This window comes from Thioalkalivibrio sp. ALJ16, from assembly GCF_000377345.1.
Taxonomy (GTDB): Bacteria; Pseudomonadota; Gammaproteobacteria; order Ectothiorhodospirales; family Ectothiorhodospiraceae; genus Thioalkalivibrio.
In genome coordinates, this window is the sequence record NZ_KB898044.1 from 42079 (window position 1) to 59227 (window position 17149).

The window sequence follows — 17149 nt, forward strand, 5'->3', positions numbered from 1 at the left end:
GCCGAAACCTTATAAGCGTCTGATTAAAAAAGGGGTTGTGATAGCTCCGAAAGATGCCCCGAAAGGGCACAGCCTGCACCGCAATGAGCCATCGACCGGCACGCTGTTCCGTGCCACCGGCCGGGCAAGGCTCAAGCGGGGTTGTCGATATCGATGAACTGGTGTTCGAGGCCGAAGCGCTCGGCGCACCAGCGCCCCAGGGCTTGCGCGCCGTAACGCTCGGTCGCGTGGTGGCCGGCGGCGATGTAGTGCACGCCCAGCTCGCGCGCCTCGTGGGTCGTCTGCTCGGAGATCTCGCCACTGAGATAGGCATCCACTCCCTGGGCGGCGGCCGCGGTCAGTAGCGACTGGGCGCCACCGGTGCACCAGGCAATGCGGCGGATCGGGTGGTCCCCCGCCTCCACGCACAGCGCCTCGCGACCCAGAACCTGGCTGACCTGCGCCTGCAGGTCGCCGGCCGTCAGCGGCCGGGCCGGGAACCCGATCTGCCCGACCCCGTCCTCGCGCAGCGGACCCTCCACCGTGAAGCCCAGACGTTCGGCCAGCTGGGCGTTGTTCCCCAGCACCGGGTGCGCATCCAGCGGCAGGTGGTAGGCCACCAGATTGATGTCGTGCGCCAGCAGCTGGCGCACGCGCTCGCGCTTCATGCCGGTGATCACCTGCGGCTCGCCCTTCCAGAAGTAGCCGTGATGGACCAGGATCATATCGGCGTCGGCCTCCACCGCAGCCTCCACCAGGGCCCGCGAAGCGGTCACCCCGCTGACGATCCGGTGGATATCCCGGCGCCCCTCCACCTGCAGACCGTTCGGGCAGTAGTCACGGAACGCCTCCGGCTGCAGCTCGGCGTTCATTGCCTGCATCAGTTCATCGCGATCGACCACGGCTGAAGCCCCCTGTTTGATCCATGATTCGGTATATTCGGCATATGGTGAATTTCTCTCGCTTCCTGCTGCAAGCCGCTGTCACCGGCGTGGCCCTGGCCGTGGTGATCGCCGTGTTCTTCCCCGGCGTGCTCGAGCGCGGCGAGCGCGGACCGGAATCGCGGGTGTCCGCGCCGGAGGAGCGCCCGATCGCGCTGACCTCCGCGCCGGCCAGCTACGCCGAGGGCGTGCGCCGGGCCGCCCCGGCGGTGGTCAACATCATGACCTCGCGCAGCATCGATGCCGCGCCCGGCTTCGGACTGCACGAGTTCTTCGGGCAGCCCCTGCCCCCCGGCGAACGCGAGCAGTCCAGCCTGGGTTCCGGGGTCATCATGACCGATCAGGGGCACATCCTCACCAATCACCACGTGATTGAAGAGGCCGATGCCATCGCCGTGATGCTGCCCGACGGCACCGCCCACCCCGCCGAGATCATCGGGATCGATCCGGACACCGACCTCGCCGTGCTGCGGGTTCGCCGTCCGGATCTCGCAGTCGCCACGGTGGGCCGCTCCAGCGACCTGCAGGTCGGCGACGTGGTGCTGGCCATCGGCAACCCCTTCGGCGTCGGCCAGACGGTCACCCAGGGGATCGTCTCCGCCACCGGACGCAACCAGCTCGGCATCAACACCTTCGAGGACTTCATCCAAACCGACGCGGCCATCAACCCCGGCAACTCGGGCGGCGCACTGATCAACGCCCGTGGCGAGGTCATCGGTATCAACACCGCGATCTTCTCGCGCTCCGGCGGATCCCACGGCATCGGGTTCGCCATCCCCGTGGATCTGGCGCGCAACGTGATGAATGAGATCATCGAGCAGGGCTTCGTGGCCCGTGGATGGCTGGGGATCGAGGTCCAGGCGATGAACCGGGAACTGGCGGAATCGTTCGGACTGGATGCCCCGCGGGGCGTGCTCGTGGCCGGTATCCTGCGCGAGGGCCCGGCTGCCGAGGCCGGAATCCAGACCGGCGACATCATCACCCATCTGGACGGCAGCAGCGTGAATTCCCCGCGCGAGGCACTGAACGCGATTGCCCGCACGCAGCCGGGCGAAGCCCTGGGCATCGAGCTCCTGCGCGACGGCGAGGAGATCACACTCGAGGCCACCGTCGCCCAGCGCCCGATCTAGGGGTACGAACGCCCCGGCCCCCTCGGAGGCCCGGGGCCGGATTCCATAGGCGGGGGTCTTTACCCGTTGGCCGGGGAACTGATCGTGGTCAGCACGGCAGTCACCAGCAGCACCAGCCCCACCAGCCCGATCTCGAGCGCAATACTGCGCCGCAGCCGCTCTGGGGCCCGGGGATCGCCGCGCTCTAGGGCCGGCACCAGACGCCACTTGTTGGATGCCGCCAGCAGCAGGAGCAGGGCCACGATCAGCAGCTTGCCGATCAGGAACTGTCCGTAGCTGGTGGTCAGCAGTGGCGTGACCCCGCCAAGCAGCAACGCAGCCAGGACGATGCCCGCCAGCACCAGCAGACCGACGCCGAAGACCGCCACCCGGCCGAAACGTTCCAGGGTCCGAATGGCATCCGACCCGCCGGGCGGGTGGCCCGCCAGCCGATACAGCGGCCACAGCGAGCCGACCCAGAACGCGGCCGCCAGCAGATGAACCACCAGCAGGCCACCCAGCAGCCACCGGGGTTCGTTGACCGTATGTCCGACCTGCACGAAGGCCAGCATGACCAGCAATACGCCGGCAAGGCTCAGGCCGTACCCCAGCCCCCACAGGCGCCGGGCATCCAGCAGGATCGCCTGCACCAGCAGCAGCCCCGTCACCGCCAGCAGCAGCCGCGTACCCTGGGCGCCCTCGAACACGATGCCGAGCAGCATCGGGTCAAAGGCGGCGGAACTATTGCCACCCCCAAGGTATCCGGCCTGCAGCGGCCACTGGACCAGGGCCAGCACGATCGCGACCCAGGCCGCGACCGCACCCATGCGGCTGGCCGCCCGGCGATCCGGATCGGGCAGATCCGGAAACGCCAGACGAAACAGCACCGCCCCGGCCGCCAGCAGGGCACCGGCATAGAACCCGGCCGCCACCAGCATCATGGCGACCGTCCAGGCATCCAAACCGGTCAGCGCGGACAGCCAGGCCACGGCCTAGTTCTCCACCGTGAAGCGGAAGGTCCCGGACATCATGTGGCCGTCACGGGCCAGACCGCGCCAGCGCACCTCGTAGCGGCCCGGCTCCAGATCACCGGCCGGACGCACGTGGTACTCCTCGGTCGGATCGTTGCCGGGCTGGTCCGCCAGGGAAACACGGCCGCGCGGGCCGATCACGTCGAACTGGGTGATGCGCATCGCGCCATCGAAGTGAATCCCGATCTCCTCCGGGGTGCCCTGCACCGTGGAGCCGTCCTCCGGGACGCTCCCCATCTCGCCTTCGTGGGCCAGCAGGGGGGCGGAGAAGACAAGCAGCAGGGCTGCAAGGGCGGAACGCAGGGTATTGCGGGTAACAATCGTCATCATGTAATCCTCTAGTTGCTCAAGTGCAGTCGTGTCGTATCAGATTCCGCCGGCCGCAGGCCACCGGGGGCCGCCTTGCGGCGGTCCCGGCACCTGCATCCGTGGACGCTTAGTGGTTGTGGCCTCCGTGGCCGTTGTGTCCTCCATGCCCCCCATGACCTCCATGCCCGCCATGGGCATCCCGGCTGGGGGTCGGGAGCCCGTCGGAATCCGCACCCGCGACCTTGCCGCGGCGTACCGGACTACCAAAGTCAGGGTCGCTGCTCACACGCCGGGCGACCTCCCCGTCCGGGTGCCAGTACCAGCCCGGATCACGGAAATCCCCGGGCTCCAGGTCATCGCGCACCTTGATCAGGGTGAACATGCCGCCCATGCCGATGTTGCCGAACGGCCCCTGGCCCATGCCCATCGCCAGGGTGTTCTCCGGCCCGCGCATGTGGCCACCATCGGTGTGGTCCTGGTGATCCGCCATGCCGTGCTCGCCCATGGCCATGTAGCCCGGGAGCAATGTACGGATCTCCTCCTCGAGGCCGGACTGATCCACGCCCAAGGTATTGGCGATGCCGTGACCCATCGGGTTCATCGTGTGGTGGGTCATGTGGCAGTGGAACGCCCAGTCACCCGGCGGTGCCGTGAACTCGATATCGCGGGTCTGGCCGACCGCGACGATCTCGGTGACCTCCTTGCGCCACTGATTGCGCGGCCAGCGCCCGCCATCGGAGCCGGTCACCTCGAACGTCACCCCGTGCACATGCATCGGGTGGTTCCACATCGACAGGTTGCCCATGCGGATGCGCACCCGCTCGCCGGTCTTCGCCACCAGCGAGTCGATGGCCGGGAACACCTTGGAGTTCATCGACCACAGGTCGAAGTCCACCATGATCGACGGGTCCGGCGTACGCGTGCCCGGGTGCAGGCCCCAGTTGTGCAGCAGGATCGCGTAGTCGCGGTCCACCGGCTCGATCTCGCCGTCCTTCGGATGGATGATGAACATCCCCATCATCCCCATCGCCATCTGCACCATCTCGTCGGCATGCGGGTGGTACATGTGCGTGCCGTGCTGGTTCAGTTCGAACTCGTAGACGAAGGTCTCGCCCGGATGGATCGGCGGCTGGGTCACGCCCTTCACCCCGTCCATGCCCGAGGGCAGATGGATGCCGTGCCAGTGCACCGAGGTGTATTCCGGCAGGCGGTTGGTCACGTAGATACGGACACGGTCGCCCTCCACCGCCTCGATGGTCGGCCCCGGCGTGGTGCCGTTGTAGCCCCAGCACTTGGCCACCGAACCGGGCGCGAACTCGTGCTCGATCTCTTCGGCGACCAGGTGGAACTCCTTCACGCCGTTGTTCATTTCATACGGCAGGGTCCAGCCGTTCGGCGTATGCACCGGCATGTAGCCTTGTTCGGTGCGTTCGCCGGGCGTGGCGTCGCCCTCGTTGTGGTGCTCGTGACCCGTTTCGGCCATTACCCGGGTCAGGGTGGTTGCCGGCAGCATTGCCGCGCCGGCGGCCAGCAAGAAGTTACGCCGTTTCATCAGTGATGCCCTCCGTGACCGTGGTCACCGTGATCGCCATGGTCATGATCCCCGTGGTCTCCGTGGTCTCCGTGGCCGCCGTGACCGCCGTGACCGCCATGGTCCCCGTGATCCATCGCGGACGGGTCATGCTCGAGTGCGTCGGTTTCAAGATAGCCCTCGTCACCCGGCGCCCCGCCCGGCAACTCACCAGCCACCGTAAAGGCCAGGTCCACCCGGGCCCGCCAGTACTCGCCCAGTGCGGCCACCGCGCGCTGCCAGTCGGCCAGCTCTTCCTGCTTGGTCACCAGCAGGTCGAAGACATCGTCGAACATGAAGTTCACGCGCTCCTGCACGCGTTCCAGCTCGATCTCCCGGGCCGGCAGCAGTTCGTAGCGCTTGGTGCCGAACTTGTCGCGGTGATGAGCCAGCCGCACGAAGTGCTGGTGCACATCGGCAGTGACCGCCTGCTCCAGCCGGGCCCGGCGGGCCTCGCCGTCCGAAAGCCGCGCCTCGGCGCGGGCGATGCCGGCCTGGTTCTGGCTGAAGATCGGCAGGGTGAAGGAGATGCCACCGCCCCACAGGCGGGTGCCGTCGCTCTCGCGCTCGAACTCGATACCGGGCTCGATATCGCCCAGCCAGCGATAGCGGCGCACCAGGGCCACGCCCTCGGTCAGCCCCTCCAGGGCGTGATCCAGGGCGCGCAGGTCCAGACGCTGCTCCAGCGCCTGCTCGACCAGGGCATCGCGATCGTCCACACCGGCCAGCGGCAGCGGCAGCTTGCCGGGGACCTCCCAGCCATCCACCTGGCCGGGCAGCCCCATCAGGTGGGCCAGGCGCAGACGGGTCTCGCGCTCGCGCTGCCGCGCATCCTCGAGCTTCAGCCGGGCCTCGGCCGCGCGGATGCGCAGCTGTGCCCGCTTCAGGTCGGTGATGTTGCCGGCGTCGTAGAAGCGCTCGCCCAGCAGCGAACCGAGATCCGCGGCACGGGTCTCCAGCGCCTGCACCTGGACCCGCTGGCGCGCGGCCACTGCGTCATACCAGGCACGCTCGGTGTCCGAGGCCAGGGCCACCATGCCTTCGGCCAGCTGCAGACGGGTGGACTCCCAGTGGGATTCGGCAATGTCCTGACGCGCACTGCGCATCAGCAGGCCGGAAATCCCCCAGGCCAGGCCAACCCCCGTCTCGTTGCCGCCACCGCCTTCGGGGCGCATCACCGACAGCGACAGGGAGGGGTTGGAGAACTGGGCGGCCTCGACCACATCGGCGGCCGTCAGATCCAGCTTGGCGTAGGCCTGCTGCATGCGCGGGTTGCGCCACAGGGCCTGATGAATGGCCTCCTCGAGCGTCAGCTCGCCAGAGGGCCGGGGCATCTCCGACTCGGGCAGGTCGATCCCCTGCACCGAGATGTCCTCCGCCAGTTCGGAGCGGTCCAGCTCGGGCGCGGTGACCGCGCAACCGGCGAGGAACAGCACCGAAACGACGGGGAGCAGCAATCGAGTTGCTCGCATCGTGAAAATCTCCTTGATCGGACTTCGATTCCGCATCCCGCGCGAACACGCGACACGGCCTTGCCGTCCGTCCGTGCCGGGTGGAACCCGGACGTGCGGACAGTCCCGGCGCTCGGGCCGGTAGAGTCAGATCAGGAGAGGATCGGGGGTCGGTACAACGCGGCCGCAGGCGGACCGCTCTGGAAGGAATACAGGTTCATGGCCTGCGTGACCGGGGTCAGCAGGTGCATCCCGGTGATGGACGGCATGCCCTGGCAGTGGCTGCAGGCCGAGCAACTCGCCATACAGGCGGCGTCCACGCAATCCACGTGCACGATCACCCCGCTGGCGGCAGAGGAATCCGAAGTCTCGTGGGCGTGGTCGCCGCCATATCGGGTATCGGCATGATCGTCATGCGCACGGTGATCATGGTCGTCGCCGTGCGCGTGATCATGTGAGTGGTCATGGGCCGCGTGTTCCGCAGGCTTGTCGCCCTTCGATTGGGCCCCGTGCATCGCATGCTCGGCGTGACCGCCTTCCACGCTCGCGACGGCCGCAAGCGCCGGCAGGCCGGCAATCGCCAGCACCAGCATCCAGCACAGCAGTCGATGGAAGGCCCGTTTCACGTCGGTCAAATCCTCATCTCAAGAGGCATCACCCCGATAACCCGCCGATACGCTATCACAGCCCGCACGCATCAGCGCACCCTTGTGGGCTTGTGGGAGCGTGCCTGCACGCGAATGCTCCTGCCCGCATCTGGCTTTGGCAGGGGCTTCGCGGGCAAGCCCGCTCCCACACACATTCCCGTCGCCCCATCGGCTAAGGGGCTGGCCTACTCCGCCAGCGCGCGCTCGATCACGTCGCGCAGGTCGCGTGACAGTTCGAGCGCGGCGAGGCGCTCGAGTTCCGCGCGCATCTGTTCGCCGCGGGCGCTGTCCACCTTCTGCCAGCGCGTCAGCGGCTGGGCCAGGCGGGCGGCGGTCTGCGGGTTCATCGCGTCCAGCTTCTCGACGAAGCCGCCCACGCGGCGGTAGCCCGCGCCGTCCTCCTGGTGGAAGTGGCGTTCGTTGCGCGCCATGAACGGCCCCAGCACCGCGCGCACCCGGTTCGGGTTGGTCCAGCGGAAGCCTGGATGCTCCAGCAACGCCTCCAGGCGCTCGAAGCCGCCCGGGACCTGACTGCCGGCCTGCAGGCCGAAGTACTTGTCCAGCACCAGCGGGTCGTCCCGGTAGCGCTGCTCGAAGTCCGTCAGCAGCACCTCGCGGGCCTCGTGATCGAGCTCGTTCACCGCGTTCAGCGCGCCCATGCGCATGGTCATGCTGCGCGCCTTCTGGTACTGCGCCAGGGCCTCGGGCACCGCGGCCTGGTCGCCAGCGGCCACACGCAGCGCCAGCAGGCGGTTGCGCAGCTGGCGTAGACCCATTGCCTCGGCGGTGAAGGCGCCGTTGTCGACGTCGTCCAGCTTCGGCTGGATCTGCTGCATCGCACCCGCCAGCGGGGCATAGAGACGCTTCTCCAGGTCGTCGCGCTCCATGCGCAGCCGCACCGGGTCGACGCGCTCGAACAGCTCGGCCAGCTCGCGCGTGGGCGGCAGCTGCAGGATGGTCGCCAGCAGCACCGGCTCGATCGCCGGGTCCTCGATCAGGGCATGCAGGGCGCGCTCAGTGGCAGCCTCCAGCGCGGAGTCAGCAGCGTCATGTTCGATACGGGCGCGGATCGCGCGGCGGAACAGGGTCTGCGCGGCCTCCCAGCGGGAGAAGGCATCGTCGTCATGCGCGAGCAGGTGGGCCAGTTCATCCACGCCCTGGTTGGCGTTCAGGATCACCGGGGCGGAGAAGCCGCGCAGCCAGGAGATCGCGACCGGCTCGGCGGACAGATCCTCGAAGCAGAAGGTGTGCTCGGCGGCGTCCAGCTCCAGCACCCATTCGTCGCACTTGGCGGCGTCGCCCTCGCGGAGGGCCTGGATCCGCCGCCCCTGGGCATCGAGGAAGGCCATGCGCACCGGGATCACCACCGGATCCTTGTGGTCCTGCCCGGGCGTTGGCGGGATCTCCTGCGCGAGCGTGATGCGGGCGGGTCCACCGGGGCCGTCAAAGGCGGTACTCGCGGTCACATGCGGCGTGCCGGCCTGGGTGTACCAGCGCTTGAAACGGGAGAGATCGCGCCCGCTGGCCTCGGCCATCACCGCGACAAAGTCGTCCGTCGTCACCGCCTGGCCGTCGAAGCGCTCGAAATAGAGGTCCAGCCCGCGGCGGAAGGTCTCGCGCCCGATCAGGGTGCGCAGCATGCGGATCAGCTCCGCGCCCTTCTCGTAGACCGTCAGGGTGTAGAAGTTGTTGATCTCGGCGTAGTGGTCCGGGCGCACCGGGTGCGCCAGCGGGCCCGCATCCTCCGGGAACTGGAAGGCGCGCAGCATGGCGACATCGTCGATGCGCTTGACCCCGAACAGGGTGCAGTCGGTAGTGAACTCCTGGTCGCGGAAGACCGTGAGCCCCTCCTTCAGCGACAGCTGGAACCAGTCGCGGCAGGTCACCCGGTTGCCGGACCAGTTGTGGAAATACTCGTGGGCGATCACCGACTCGATGGCGACAAAATCGCTGTCGGTGGCGGTGTCGGGTCTGGCCAGCACGTACTTGGCGTTGAACAGGTTCAGCCCCTTGTTCTCCATCGCCCCCATGTTGAAGTCGTCCACCGCGACGATCATGTACACGTCCAGATCGTATTCGCGGCCGAAGGCCTCCTCGTCATAGCGCATCGCGCGCTTCAGCGAGGCCAGCGCGTGATCGCAGCGATCGGCGTTGTGCGCCTCGACATACAGCTCCAGCGCGACCTCGCGCCCGGACATCGTGGTGAACGTATCGCGCTGGCAGGCCAGATCCCCGGCGACCAGCGCAAACAGGTACGACGGCTTGGGGAACGGGTCCTCCCACACCGCGTAGTGGCGCCCGCCGTCCAGCTCGCCGGCCTCCACGCGGTTGCCATTGGCCAGCAGCACCGGGTACTGCGCCCGGTCCGCCTCCAGGCGCACGCGGTAGGTGGTCAGCACATCCGGGCGGTCGGGGAAGAACGTGATACGACGAAAGCCCTCCGGCTCGCACTGGGTGCACAGATTGCCGCTGGAGGCATACAGGCCTTCCAGCGCGGTGTTCTGCTCCGGGTGGCAGCGGCTGACGATCTCCAGCCGCGCCGACTCCGGCAGGCCGTGCAGCAGCAGGCCCTCGCCATCCTGCTCCAGAAGGCCCTCGCCCGGCTCCGCGCCATCCACCGTCAGCGACACCAGCTCCACGCCATCGCCGTACAGCCGCAGCGCCCCGTTCGGCTCCGCCGCCTGCGGATTGCGCCGCACCGCCATGCGCGTGGTCACCTCGGTGGTCGCCGCGGCCAGATCGAAGTCCAGCTCCAGGCTCTCCACCACAAACGCCGGCGGCTGGTAATCGCTCAGATAAACCGCCTGGGGACTCGCATCACGCATTCGAAACTCCAAATCAAAGGCATTGCAGAAGATTTAACACGCCACCACAGCCCCGGCCCCAAACCCGGACCATGACACTGTCATTGCCAGCGCGGCTCCGACTCCTCGCCGTAATGACGGCCCGGAGACTGGCACCACACCACCAATCCGTTAGCATACCGCGCATGGAATGGATCGATATCTGCTTCAACCTCACCCACGAATCCTTCAACAAGGAACGCGACGAGGTCCTCGAGCGCGCCCGCGAGGCCGGCGTCTCCTGGATGCTGATCACCGGCGCCGACGCCCACCAGAGCGAGAAGTGCCTGGAGATCGCCGACCAGTACCCGGACTGCTGCCGCGCCACCCTGGGCGTGCACCCGCATCTGGCCAAACAGTGGACCGATGCGATCGCCGCCCGGTTCAGTGACCTCGCCCGCGCGGACGCCAACGTCGTCGCCATGGGCGAGATGGGGCTGGACTACAACCGCGACCACTCGCCGCGCCCGCAACAACGCATCGCCTTCGAGGCCCAGCTGGAGCTGGCCGCCGATCTCGGCCTGCCGGTGTTCCTGCACGAACGCGACGCCCACCATGACTTCGCCCAGATCCTGCGCCGCTGGCGCGACAAGCTGCCGGCCGCCGTAGTGCACTGCTTTACCGGCGAGGCCGACGCCCTGGCCGAATACCTCGACCTCGACTGCCACATCGGGATCACCGGGTGGGTCTGCGACGAGCGCCGCGGCAAACACCTGCACCCGCTGGTCCCGACCATCCCGCGCGGCCGCCTGATGATCGAGACCGACGCCCCGTACCTGCTGCCGCGCACCCTGCCCAAGGGCACCGGCAAAAAGATCGGCAACGGCCGGCGCAACGAGCCCGCCTTCCTCCCCCACATCGGTGAATACGTGGCCCAGCTGCGCGACGAGACCCCGGAAGACCTCGCCGCCCACACCACCGCCACCGCCCGCGCCTTCTACAACCTGCCCGAAACCGCCGACGCCTGAGAGCAGCGATGCTGCCGTTCGTCGAGCGGTGGCGCAGTGAGCAACATCCAGCGCATTGTCATGGGCTGCAAGGGCGCGCAGGATGGTTGGTCCGATAGCGATTCGTGTGAGGAAGTGCGTATGAAGACTTCGGTGATTCTGACGGTGATCGGGCCGGACCGGCCGGGGCTGGTGAGCGCGGTGGCGGCGCGGGCTCGCGCGGCGGGCGGCAACTGGCTGGAAAGCCGGATGGCGCAACTGGCCGGACAGTTTGCCGGAGTGGTACTGCTGGAGGTGGATACCGAGAATGCCGACGCGCTGGAGGCCGCGCTGCGCGGGCTGGAAGGGGACGGGCTGCAGGTACAGATCCAGCGGGGTAGCGAGCTGCCCCCAGCGGCGCGGCATCCGGTGGAGCTGGACCTGATCGGGCACGACCGGCCGGGGATCGTGCAGGACATTACCGCCGTGCTCTCGCGCCACGGCGTGAGCGTCGAGACACTGGAGACCGCCTGCGAGCCGGGCTCGATGACCGGCGAGCCGATGTTCCGCGCGAAGGCCCGCCTGGGCGTCCCCGAGGGCCTGGACCTGGACACGCTGCAGGATGACCTGGAGGCCCTGGCCAACGAGCTGATGGTCGACCTCGAACTCCACGACCCACTGCAGGAACCACCCGAGGCCGTGGCCTGACCGCCTCCTGACGCGGGTAGGAAACATCCTGCAGCCGTAGGGTGCCGTTGAGCGCAGCGAAACGCACCACTCCCTGCACAGCCCGAACCCCGATGCGATTCGCTTCGCTCATCGCATCCTGCGACGCAGCGACTGGCGGACTCTCGTTACCAATCAGGGCGCGGCGCGGTGACGACGGGCGGCGTCGAGGCGGCGGACGAAGTCCTGCATCAGGGTGGTGTAGAGCGTTTCGCCGAGGACCTTGTCCTCGATGCCGGCGTCGAGGTTGGGGTTGTCGTTGACCTCGATGACCATCACGCCGCGCGGGGTCTGCTTGAGATCGACGCCGTAGAGGCCATTGCCGATCAGGTTGGCGGCCTTGACGGCCGTCTTGACCACGGCGGCGGGCACATCCGCCAGCGGCAGTGTGCGGAAGCCGCCCTCGCGCGGGCCGCCCTTGGCGTCGTGGTTGACGATCTGCCAGTGCTTGCGCGACATCAGGTACTGCGAGGCGTACAGCGGCTGGCGGTTGAGCACGCCGATGCGCCAGTCGAACTCGGTGTAGACGAACTCCTGGGCGAGGATCAGATCGCTCTCCTTCAGCAGGCGTCGGGCGATGGATTCCAGCTCCGCGCGGTCGTTCGCCTTGAACACCCCGCGCGAGAAGCTGCCATCCGGGATCTTGAGCACCACGGGATAACCGATCTGTTCCTCCGCGCGCAGGATGGTCTCGCGGTTGAGGATCACGGTCTTTGGAGTCGGCACGCGATGGGCGGCGAGGCGCTCGGCCAGGTAGACCTTGTTGGTGCAGCGCAGGATGGAGTCGGCGTCGTCGATCACCACCATGCCCTCGGCCTCGGCCTTGCGCGCGAAGCGATAGGTGTAGTGGTCGATCGCGGTGGTCTCGCGGATGAACAGGGCGTCGAACTCCGCCAGCCGCGGCAGATCACGCGCCTGGATCAGCTCGACATCCATCCCCTGCTCCTGCCCGGCGCGGGCGAAGCGCTTGAGCGTGGCCGGCGTGGACGGGGCCATCGCCTCGTCCGGGTTGTGCAGGATAGCCAACTCGTAGCGCGCGCTACGCGCCCCACGGCGGCGCCGCCACGGCCTGGAGAGATAGCGCTCCAGCGCGGCGAAGAAGGCCGGCTCCTGCTCGGGCTCCAGCGTATTCAGCGCGAACGGGCGCAGGGCGAGGATCTGCCAGCGCCCCTGCAGCCGGAACTCCACCCGGAACATCGGCGCGGGGAACAGGGCGAACAGCTGCGCGGCGATCTCCTGCAGCGCCGGCTCGTTGCACTGGCCGAACAGCACGGTCAGCTCCAGGCGCTCGGGCTGCGCGCCCTGGCGGCTGCGGCCCAGGACGCGCGCCACGCGCTCGTCCAGAACCTCGGTATCCAGGCTGTAGATGGACTTGCGCGACAGGTCCTGCAGGGTACGCACGCTGGGGATCACCCGGTGCCCGCGCGCCTCCGCCAGCAGCGAGCCGTAGTACCCGGCGGACAGGTAACGCTGGCTGCGGCACAGGTTGATCACGCGCAGGGTGGCCGGGTCGTCGGCGGCCAGTCCGCGCAGGTAGTCGTCGATGACCATGACCGGCAGGTCGGGGAAGTGCGGCTTCCAGTCCGCCCGACGCTCGACCAGGATGCGGTGCTCAGGCATGCCCGCCCTCCGCCGCACGACGCGGGCCAACGATCACCGCCGCCTGCAGCCCCGCGCGGCCGTAGCGCGCCATGCGCTCGAAGTCCGCACGCGCGATCGGCATGTTCACCGAGTCCACCGCACGTTCGCCCTGCTCGGCATCCACGAACGGGTCGTGCACGTAGACAAAGCGCTCGTCGAAGCCGGTCACCGTGACCCAGTGCGGGAAGCGCTCGGCATACAGCCGCACGCTGCTGATCAGCACCACCGGTACCCCGCCCTCGGCAAAGCGCGCCTCCAGCTGGGACACGTTCACCGGGCCATGCACCACCGGCACCGCCAGCTGTTCCAGCTCCTCGACCATGTCCTCCTGCACCAGCTGCATGACCTCCTTCTTCTCCGTGCTGCGCACGGAATCCGCGAAGGCCACGCCGCGATCGCGCACCAGCAGCTCCACCTCGAACCCGCGATGGGCCGCCGCCAGCGCGAGCCCGTACGGCCCGCAGCCGCCGTGGCCCGAGGTCATGAAGATCGTGGTGGCATCGCGCCACAGGCGCAGCTCCAGGCGCCGGTCCAGCTTCAGTGCCGGGTCCACTGCGCGCATCGCCATCATCAGCGCGGCCGGGCCGCAGGTGAATTCCAGCGTCTGCGCGTAGTACGGCGCGCGCACCAGCGCCGGATCGGGCCCGGGCGCCAGCGACTTCTGCAACCGCAGGGCATCCATGTGGTCCTCGTAGTAGTCGTCGATGGTGCCGAAGTCGCGATACCCGAGCCCGCGGAACAGGGCCAGGCTGGCTGCATTGTCGCGCCGCACCTCCAGGCGCAGATCGGTCCGCCCGTGCTGGCGCGCCGCGTCTTCCGCCGCCTCCACCAGACGCCGCCCCAGCCCCTGGCCGCGCGCCCGCGCGCTGACCGCAATCGAGTACAACCGCGCCAGCGAGGTACCACGGCTGAACAGCAGCATCACGTAGCCGAGCAGGCCCTCCCCGCCGGGATCCTCCACCACCAGCGTAGCCGCATGTCCGCGCGTGAGCAGGTAGCGAAACTGCCGCCGCGAGATGCGATCGATCTCGAACGCCGCATCCTCCAGCGCCACCAGCGCCTCCAGATCCTCCAGCGTGGCCGGACGGATCAAGGGCGATTCTGCGGCGGGCGCGACCCGTTGCTTGACCTGCTGGCTCACGCTCCTCTCCCGGCGGCGGCCCGATCTCCATCGTAGCGCAACCACCAGGCGCCAATAGCCCGCCCCAGCAGGAATATTCACCGGTGACGAGACCCCGACTAACGCAGTGCCCCCGCTAGTTCGTCCAGGCGACCGATGATGGCCGTGCCGCCCCCCCAGGGGCCGAACAGAGCCCGCCGTATATTCCCTCCTGCATGTAGCCACCAAGCCTCCATCTCGCACTGCCAGCCGCAAAATGCCAGTATGAGAACTCCGCTTGCGCCGGTCATCGCCCCCCAGCGATACCACAAGGATGGTGACATGAAGATCAAAGACCTCATTGACGAAGCCGAGTCCCTTCCCGTGGAAGAGCGCGCTCTGATGGTCGATTCCCTCCTGCGCAGCCTGAACCCGCCCGATGCGGGCGTGGACCGCAAATGGGCAGAGGTCTCGCGGAAACGCCTGGAAGAGATCCGCTCGGGCACAGTCGAAGCGATTCCGAGCGAACAGGTCTTCGAGAGGATATGGAGCCGGTTTGAACGATGAGTTTTCGCTTTCACCCGGAAGCGGAGCAAGAACTCACCGAGGCCGTTCAGTACTAAGAAGAAATCGAGCCCGGCCTCGGGAACGATTTTGCAGTTGAAGTGTTTGCAGCGGTGCAACGCGCCATCGCCTACCCGCGTGCCTGGACCGTTCTGGAGGGCGAAGTGCGGCGCTCATTCGTGAAGCGGTTTCCGTATGGGGTTCTCTACGCAGAAGAGGACGGGGGCATCCTGATTCTCGCGGTCATGCACCTGCATCGCCACCCGGATTACTGGAAGGAACGCACACAGGCAGACTGACGACTGCTCCGCCGGACAGCGGCAGCCATGCGGCTGGCCAAGGATCTGGACATGCGGGTACGACACGGCACACTGAGTGCGATGTCCCGTCAATCGAAGCAATGGAGTCGTCGATGACCATGCAGGAGACCATTACCCGGAAGCTGGATGAGCGCTTTGCGCCCGAGCATCTGGAGGTGGTGAACGAGAGCCACATGCACAACGTGCCGCCGGGCTCGGAGTCGCATTTCAAGGTGACGGTGGTGTCCGAGGCCTTTCGCGACCAGAAGCTGATCGCGCGGCACCGGCTGGTGAACCAGGCCCTGGCCGACGAGCTGGCCGGTGGCATCCACGCCCTGGCGCTGCACACGCTGGACCCGGACCAGTGGTTCGAGCGCGCCGGCAAGGTCGCCGACTCCCCGCCCTGCATGGGTGGCGACGGCGGCAAGGCCTGATCCCTTGCCACTAACAGAGATCCCCGCGCCCGAATCGACCGTCGACCACATCCTGCGTGCCCGGCTGGAAGCGCCCGGGCTGATGGACCTGCTCGGCCAGATCGAGGCCAGTCTGAACCCGGCGGCCAGCCACCCGCCGCTGGCGGGCGTATCCGAACACCTGGGGCCGGACCGCCACATCGTGCTGTGGCTGATCGACGGCTTTGCCACCCGTTATCGCCGCCATACACCGCTGCTGGGCGCGGACTACGTGACGGACCTCGAGACCGTGTTCCCCAGCACCACGGCCACCGCGATCAGCAGCATCCTGACCGGGCGCACACCCGCGCAGCACGGCCTGCTCGGCTGGCACACCCGGCTGCCGTCCGCCGAGCGCACGCTGACGGTCCTGATGGGCCAGGAGCGCGACGCCGAGGACCGCCCGGCCACACTCGGTTACCGCGAGCTGACCGGCCGCGTACAGCCAGATCGCCTGGTCGACCGGCTCGGCTGCCACACCACCATGATCGGCCCGGACTGGATCGGCGGCACGCCGTACAACCGCATGATGAATAGCTCGGCCGCATTCATCGGTTTCGAGGACCTGTCCGAACTGCCGGCGCGGGTGGCCGCGCATGTGAATGCGACGCCGGGGCCGCATTTCACCTACGTCTACTGGTCGGAGCTCGACCACCTGGGCCACGCCTATGGCCCGGAAAGCCCGGAGGTGGAGCGCCACCTGAAGCAGCTGGACCTGGCCTACACCGCGACCTGCGCGCAGATCCAGCGCCCGGAAAGCATCTTCCTGACCACCGCCGACCACGGCATGCGCACCATGGAACGCCGGCTGGACCTGCGCGAGCACCCGGCGGTGCAGGCCTGCCTGCGCCACCGCCTGACCGGCGAGCCACGCGCGGCCATCGCCCATGTGCGCGAAGGACGCGACACGGACTTCCTGACGGCCCTGGACGCCGCCTTCGGCGCAGACGTAGCCGCAGTCCCCGCCGCCGACTGGCTGGGGCCCGGCACGCTGGGCCTGCCCCCAGGGCATCACCGTGAGCACCCCGAGCTGCGGGCACGCGCCGGCGACTACCTGCTGCTGCCCGCGGAGGACGCCTACCTGGTGGACCCGCCGGACGACGACGAGGGGCCGTTCTTCGTCGGTGCCCACGGCGGATTGTCCCCGGAGGAGCGGCATATTCCCCTGTTTCTTCGGAATATCGGCCAGTCGCGGTAAACTGCCGGGTTCGTTCGCGGTCGAAGGATCGCGGCTAGCTGAAACCGATTTCGAGAACCCATGAACGACACCGCCGACCAGACCTACAACAACGCCGCCCAGAACCTGATCGAGCTGGCCAACCGGCTCGCCGATGACGGCCAGGCCGCCGAGACCGGCGACGTCGCCGACGGCCTGCTGGCCGGCGCCGTGCACTTCTGGCTCTACAGCCGCCAGCCCTGCGGCGATCCGTTGTGCGAGGACTGCGCGCCGTTCGCGGACGCCGAGAGCCGTCTGGCCATGCTGCACGAGCTGATCGACGAGCTGGCACGCGACAGCGACTACTTCCACGCCACCACCGACACCACCGTCGGCCACGCCTGAC

General features: G+C 68.1%; 16 protein-coding genes and 1 pseudogene. 8 read left to right on the forward strand and 9 right to left on the reverse strand.

Annotation, left to right across the window (positions count from 1 at the left end; genetic code table 11):
• Window positions 1-131: 131 nt before the first annotated feature.
• Window positions 132-881 (reverse strand): Nif3-like dinuclear metal center hexameric protein, encoded by a 750-nt coding sequence (locus tag D000_RS0108395; RefSeq protein WP_018873087.1) that lies wholly within the window; start codon window positions 879-881, stop codon window positions 132-134.
• A 44-nt stretch (window positions 882-925) separates the two neighbouring features.
• Between D000_RS0108395 and D000_RS0108400 the strand changes: the two genes are divergently transcribed.
• The gene (locus tag D000_RS0108400; RefSeq protein WP_018873088.1) at window positions 926-2050 is read left to right on the forward strand and encodes a S1C family serine protease; all 1125 of its coding nucleotides are present in this window, start codon (window positions 926-928) and stop codon (window positions 2048-2050) included.
• Window positions 2051-2109: 59 nt separating this feature from the next.
• On the opposite strand, the gene D000_RS0108405 is transcribed toward D000_RS0108400, so the two are convergent.
• The 6 genes from D000_RS0108405 to pepN form a co-directional block, all read right to left on the reverse strand.
• Entirely contained in the window at window positions 2110-3018 is a 909-nt protein-coding gene (locus tag D000_RS0108405) for a copper resistance D family protein (RefSeq protein ID WP_018873089.1), read from the reverse strand.
• 3 nt (window positions 3019-3021) lie between these two features.
• Window positions 3022-3390, reverse strand: a complete 369-nt coding sequence (locus tag D000_RS0108410; RefSeq protein ID WP_026279864.1) for a copper resistance CopC family protein — start codon at window positions 3388-3390, stop codon at window positions 3022-3024.
• 106 nt (window positions 3391-3496) lie between these two features.
• Complete coding sequence (locus D000_RS0108415; protein ID WP_018873091.1) at window positions 3497-4921, reverse strand: multicopper oxidase family protein; 1425 nt, start codon at window positions 4919-4921, stop codon at window positions 3497-3499.
• Window positions 4921-6396 (reverse strand): TolC family protein, encoded by a 1476-nt coding sequence (locus D000_RS0108420; RefSeq protein ID WP_018873092.1) that lies wholly within the window; start codon window positions 6394-6396, stop codon window positions 4921-4923. The genes D000_RS0108415 and D000_RS0108420 overlap by 1 nt, the downstream gene beginning before the upstream one ends.
• Window positions 6397-6542: 146 nt before the next feature.
• Window positions 6543-6983, reverse strand: coding sequence for a hypothetical protein (locus tag D000_RS0108425; RefSeq protein ID WP_051074954.1), 441 nt, complete (start codon window positions 6981-6983; stop codon window positions 6543-6545).
• A 239-nt stretch (window positions 6984-7222) separates the two neighbouring features.
• The gene (pepN, locus tag D000_RS0108430; protein WP_018873094.1) at window positions 7223-9862 is read right to left on the reverse strand and encodes an aminopeptidase N; all 2640 of its coding nucleotides are present in this window, start codon (window positions 9860-9862) and stop codon (window positions 7223-7225) included.
• Window positions 9863-10026: 164 nt separating this feature from the next.
• On the opposite strand from pepN, the gene D000_RS0108435 reads away from it, so the two are divergent.
• Together D000_RS0108435 and D000_RS0108440 are read left to right on the forward strand one after the other, a co-directional pair.
• Window positions 10027-10848 (forward strand): TatD family hydrolase, encoded by an 822-nt coding sequence (locus tag D000_RS0108435; RefSeq protein WP_018873095.1) that lies wholly within the window; start codon window positions 10027-10029, stop codon window positions 10846-10848.
• A 120-nt stretch (window positions 10849-10968) separates the two neighbouring features.
• Entirely contained in the window at window positions 10969-11514 is a 546-nt protein-coding gene (locus D000_RS0108440) for a glycine cleavage system protein R (protein ID WP_018873096.1), read from the forward strand.
• A gap of 153 nt (window positions 11515-11667) precedes the next feature.
• Here D000_RS0108440 and D000_RS0108445 read toward each other — a convergent pair whose 3' ends face one another.
• Both D000_RS0108445 and D000_RS0108450 read right to left on the reverse strand, forming a co-directional pair.
• On the reverse strand, window positions 11668-13152 hold the full coding sequence (locus tag D000_RS0108445) for a RimK family protein (protein ID WP_018873097.1): 1485 nt from the start codon (window positions 13150-13152) through the stop codon (window positions 11668-11670).
• Complete coding sequence (locus D000_RS0108450; RefSeq protein ID WP_018873098.1) at window positions 13145-14314, reverse strand: GNAT family N-acetyltransferase/peptidase C39 family protein; 1170 nt, start codon at window positions 14312-14314, stop codon at window positions 13145-13147. The genes D000_RS0108445 and D000_RS0108450 overlap by 8 nt, the downstream gene beginning before the upstream one ends.
• 300 nt (window positions 14315-14614) lie before the next feature.
• Here D000_RS0108450 and D000_RS0108455 point away from each other — a divergent pair, with 300 nt between their 5' ends.
• The 5 genes and pseudogenes from D000_RS0108455 (at window position 14615) to D000_RS0108475 (ending at window position 17148) form a co-directional block, all read left to right on the forward strand.
• On the forward strand, window positions 14615-14839 hold the full coding sequence (locus tag D000_RS0108455) for an addiction module protein (RefSeq protein WP_018873099.1): 225 nt from the start codon (window positions 14615-14617) through the stop codon (window positions 14837-14839).
• Window positions 14836-15135 (forward strand): annotated as a pseudogene (locus tag D000_RS14480) (type II toxin-antitoxin system RelE/ParE family toxin). Before D000_RS0108455 ends, D000_RS14480 begins: the two are co-directional and overlap by 4 nt.
• A gap of 113 nt (window positions 15136-15248) precedes the next feature.
• Window positions 15249-15569 (forward strand): BolA family transcriptional regulator, encoded by a 321-nt coding sequence (locus tag D000_RS0108465; protein ID WP_018873101.1) that lies wholly within the window; start codon window positions 15249-15251, stop codon window positions 15567-15569.
• 82 nt (window positions 15570-15651) lie between these two features.
• Window positions 15652-16785 (forward strand): alkaline phosphatase family protein, encoded by a 1134-nt coding sequence (locus tag D000_RS0108470; RefSeq protein ID WP_018873102.1) that lies wholly within the window; start codon window positions 15652-15654, stop codon window positions 16783-16785.
• Window positions 16786-16845: 60 nt separating this feature from the next.
• Entirely contained in the window at window positions 16846-17148 is a 303-nt protein-coding gene (locus D000_RS0108475) for a hypothetical protein (RefSeq protein ID WP_018873103.1), read from the forward strand.
• Window position 17149: the final 1 nt, after the last annotated feature.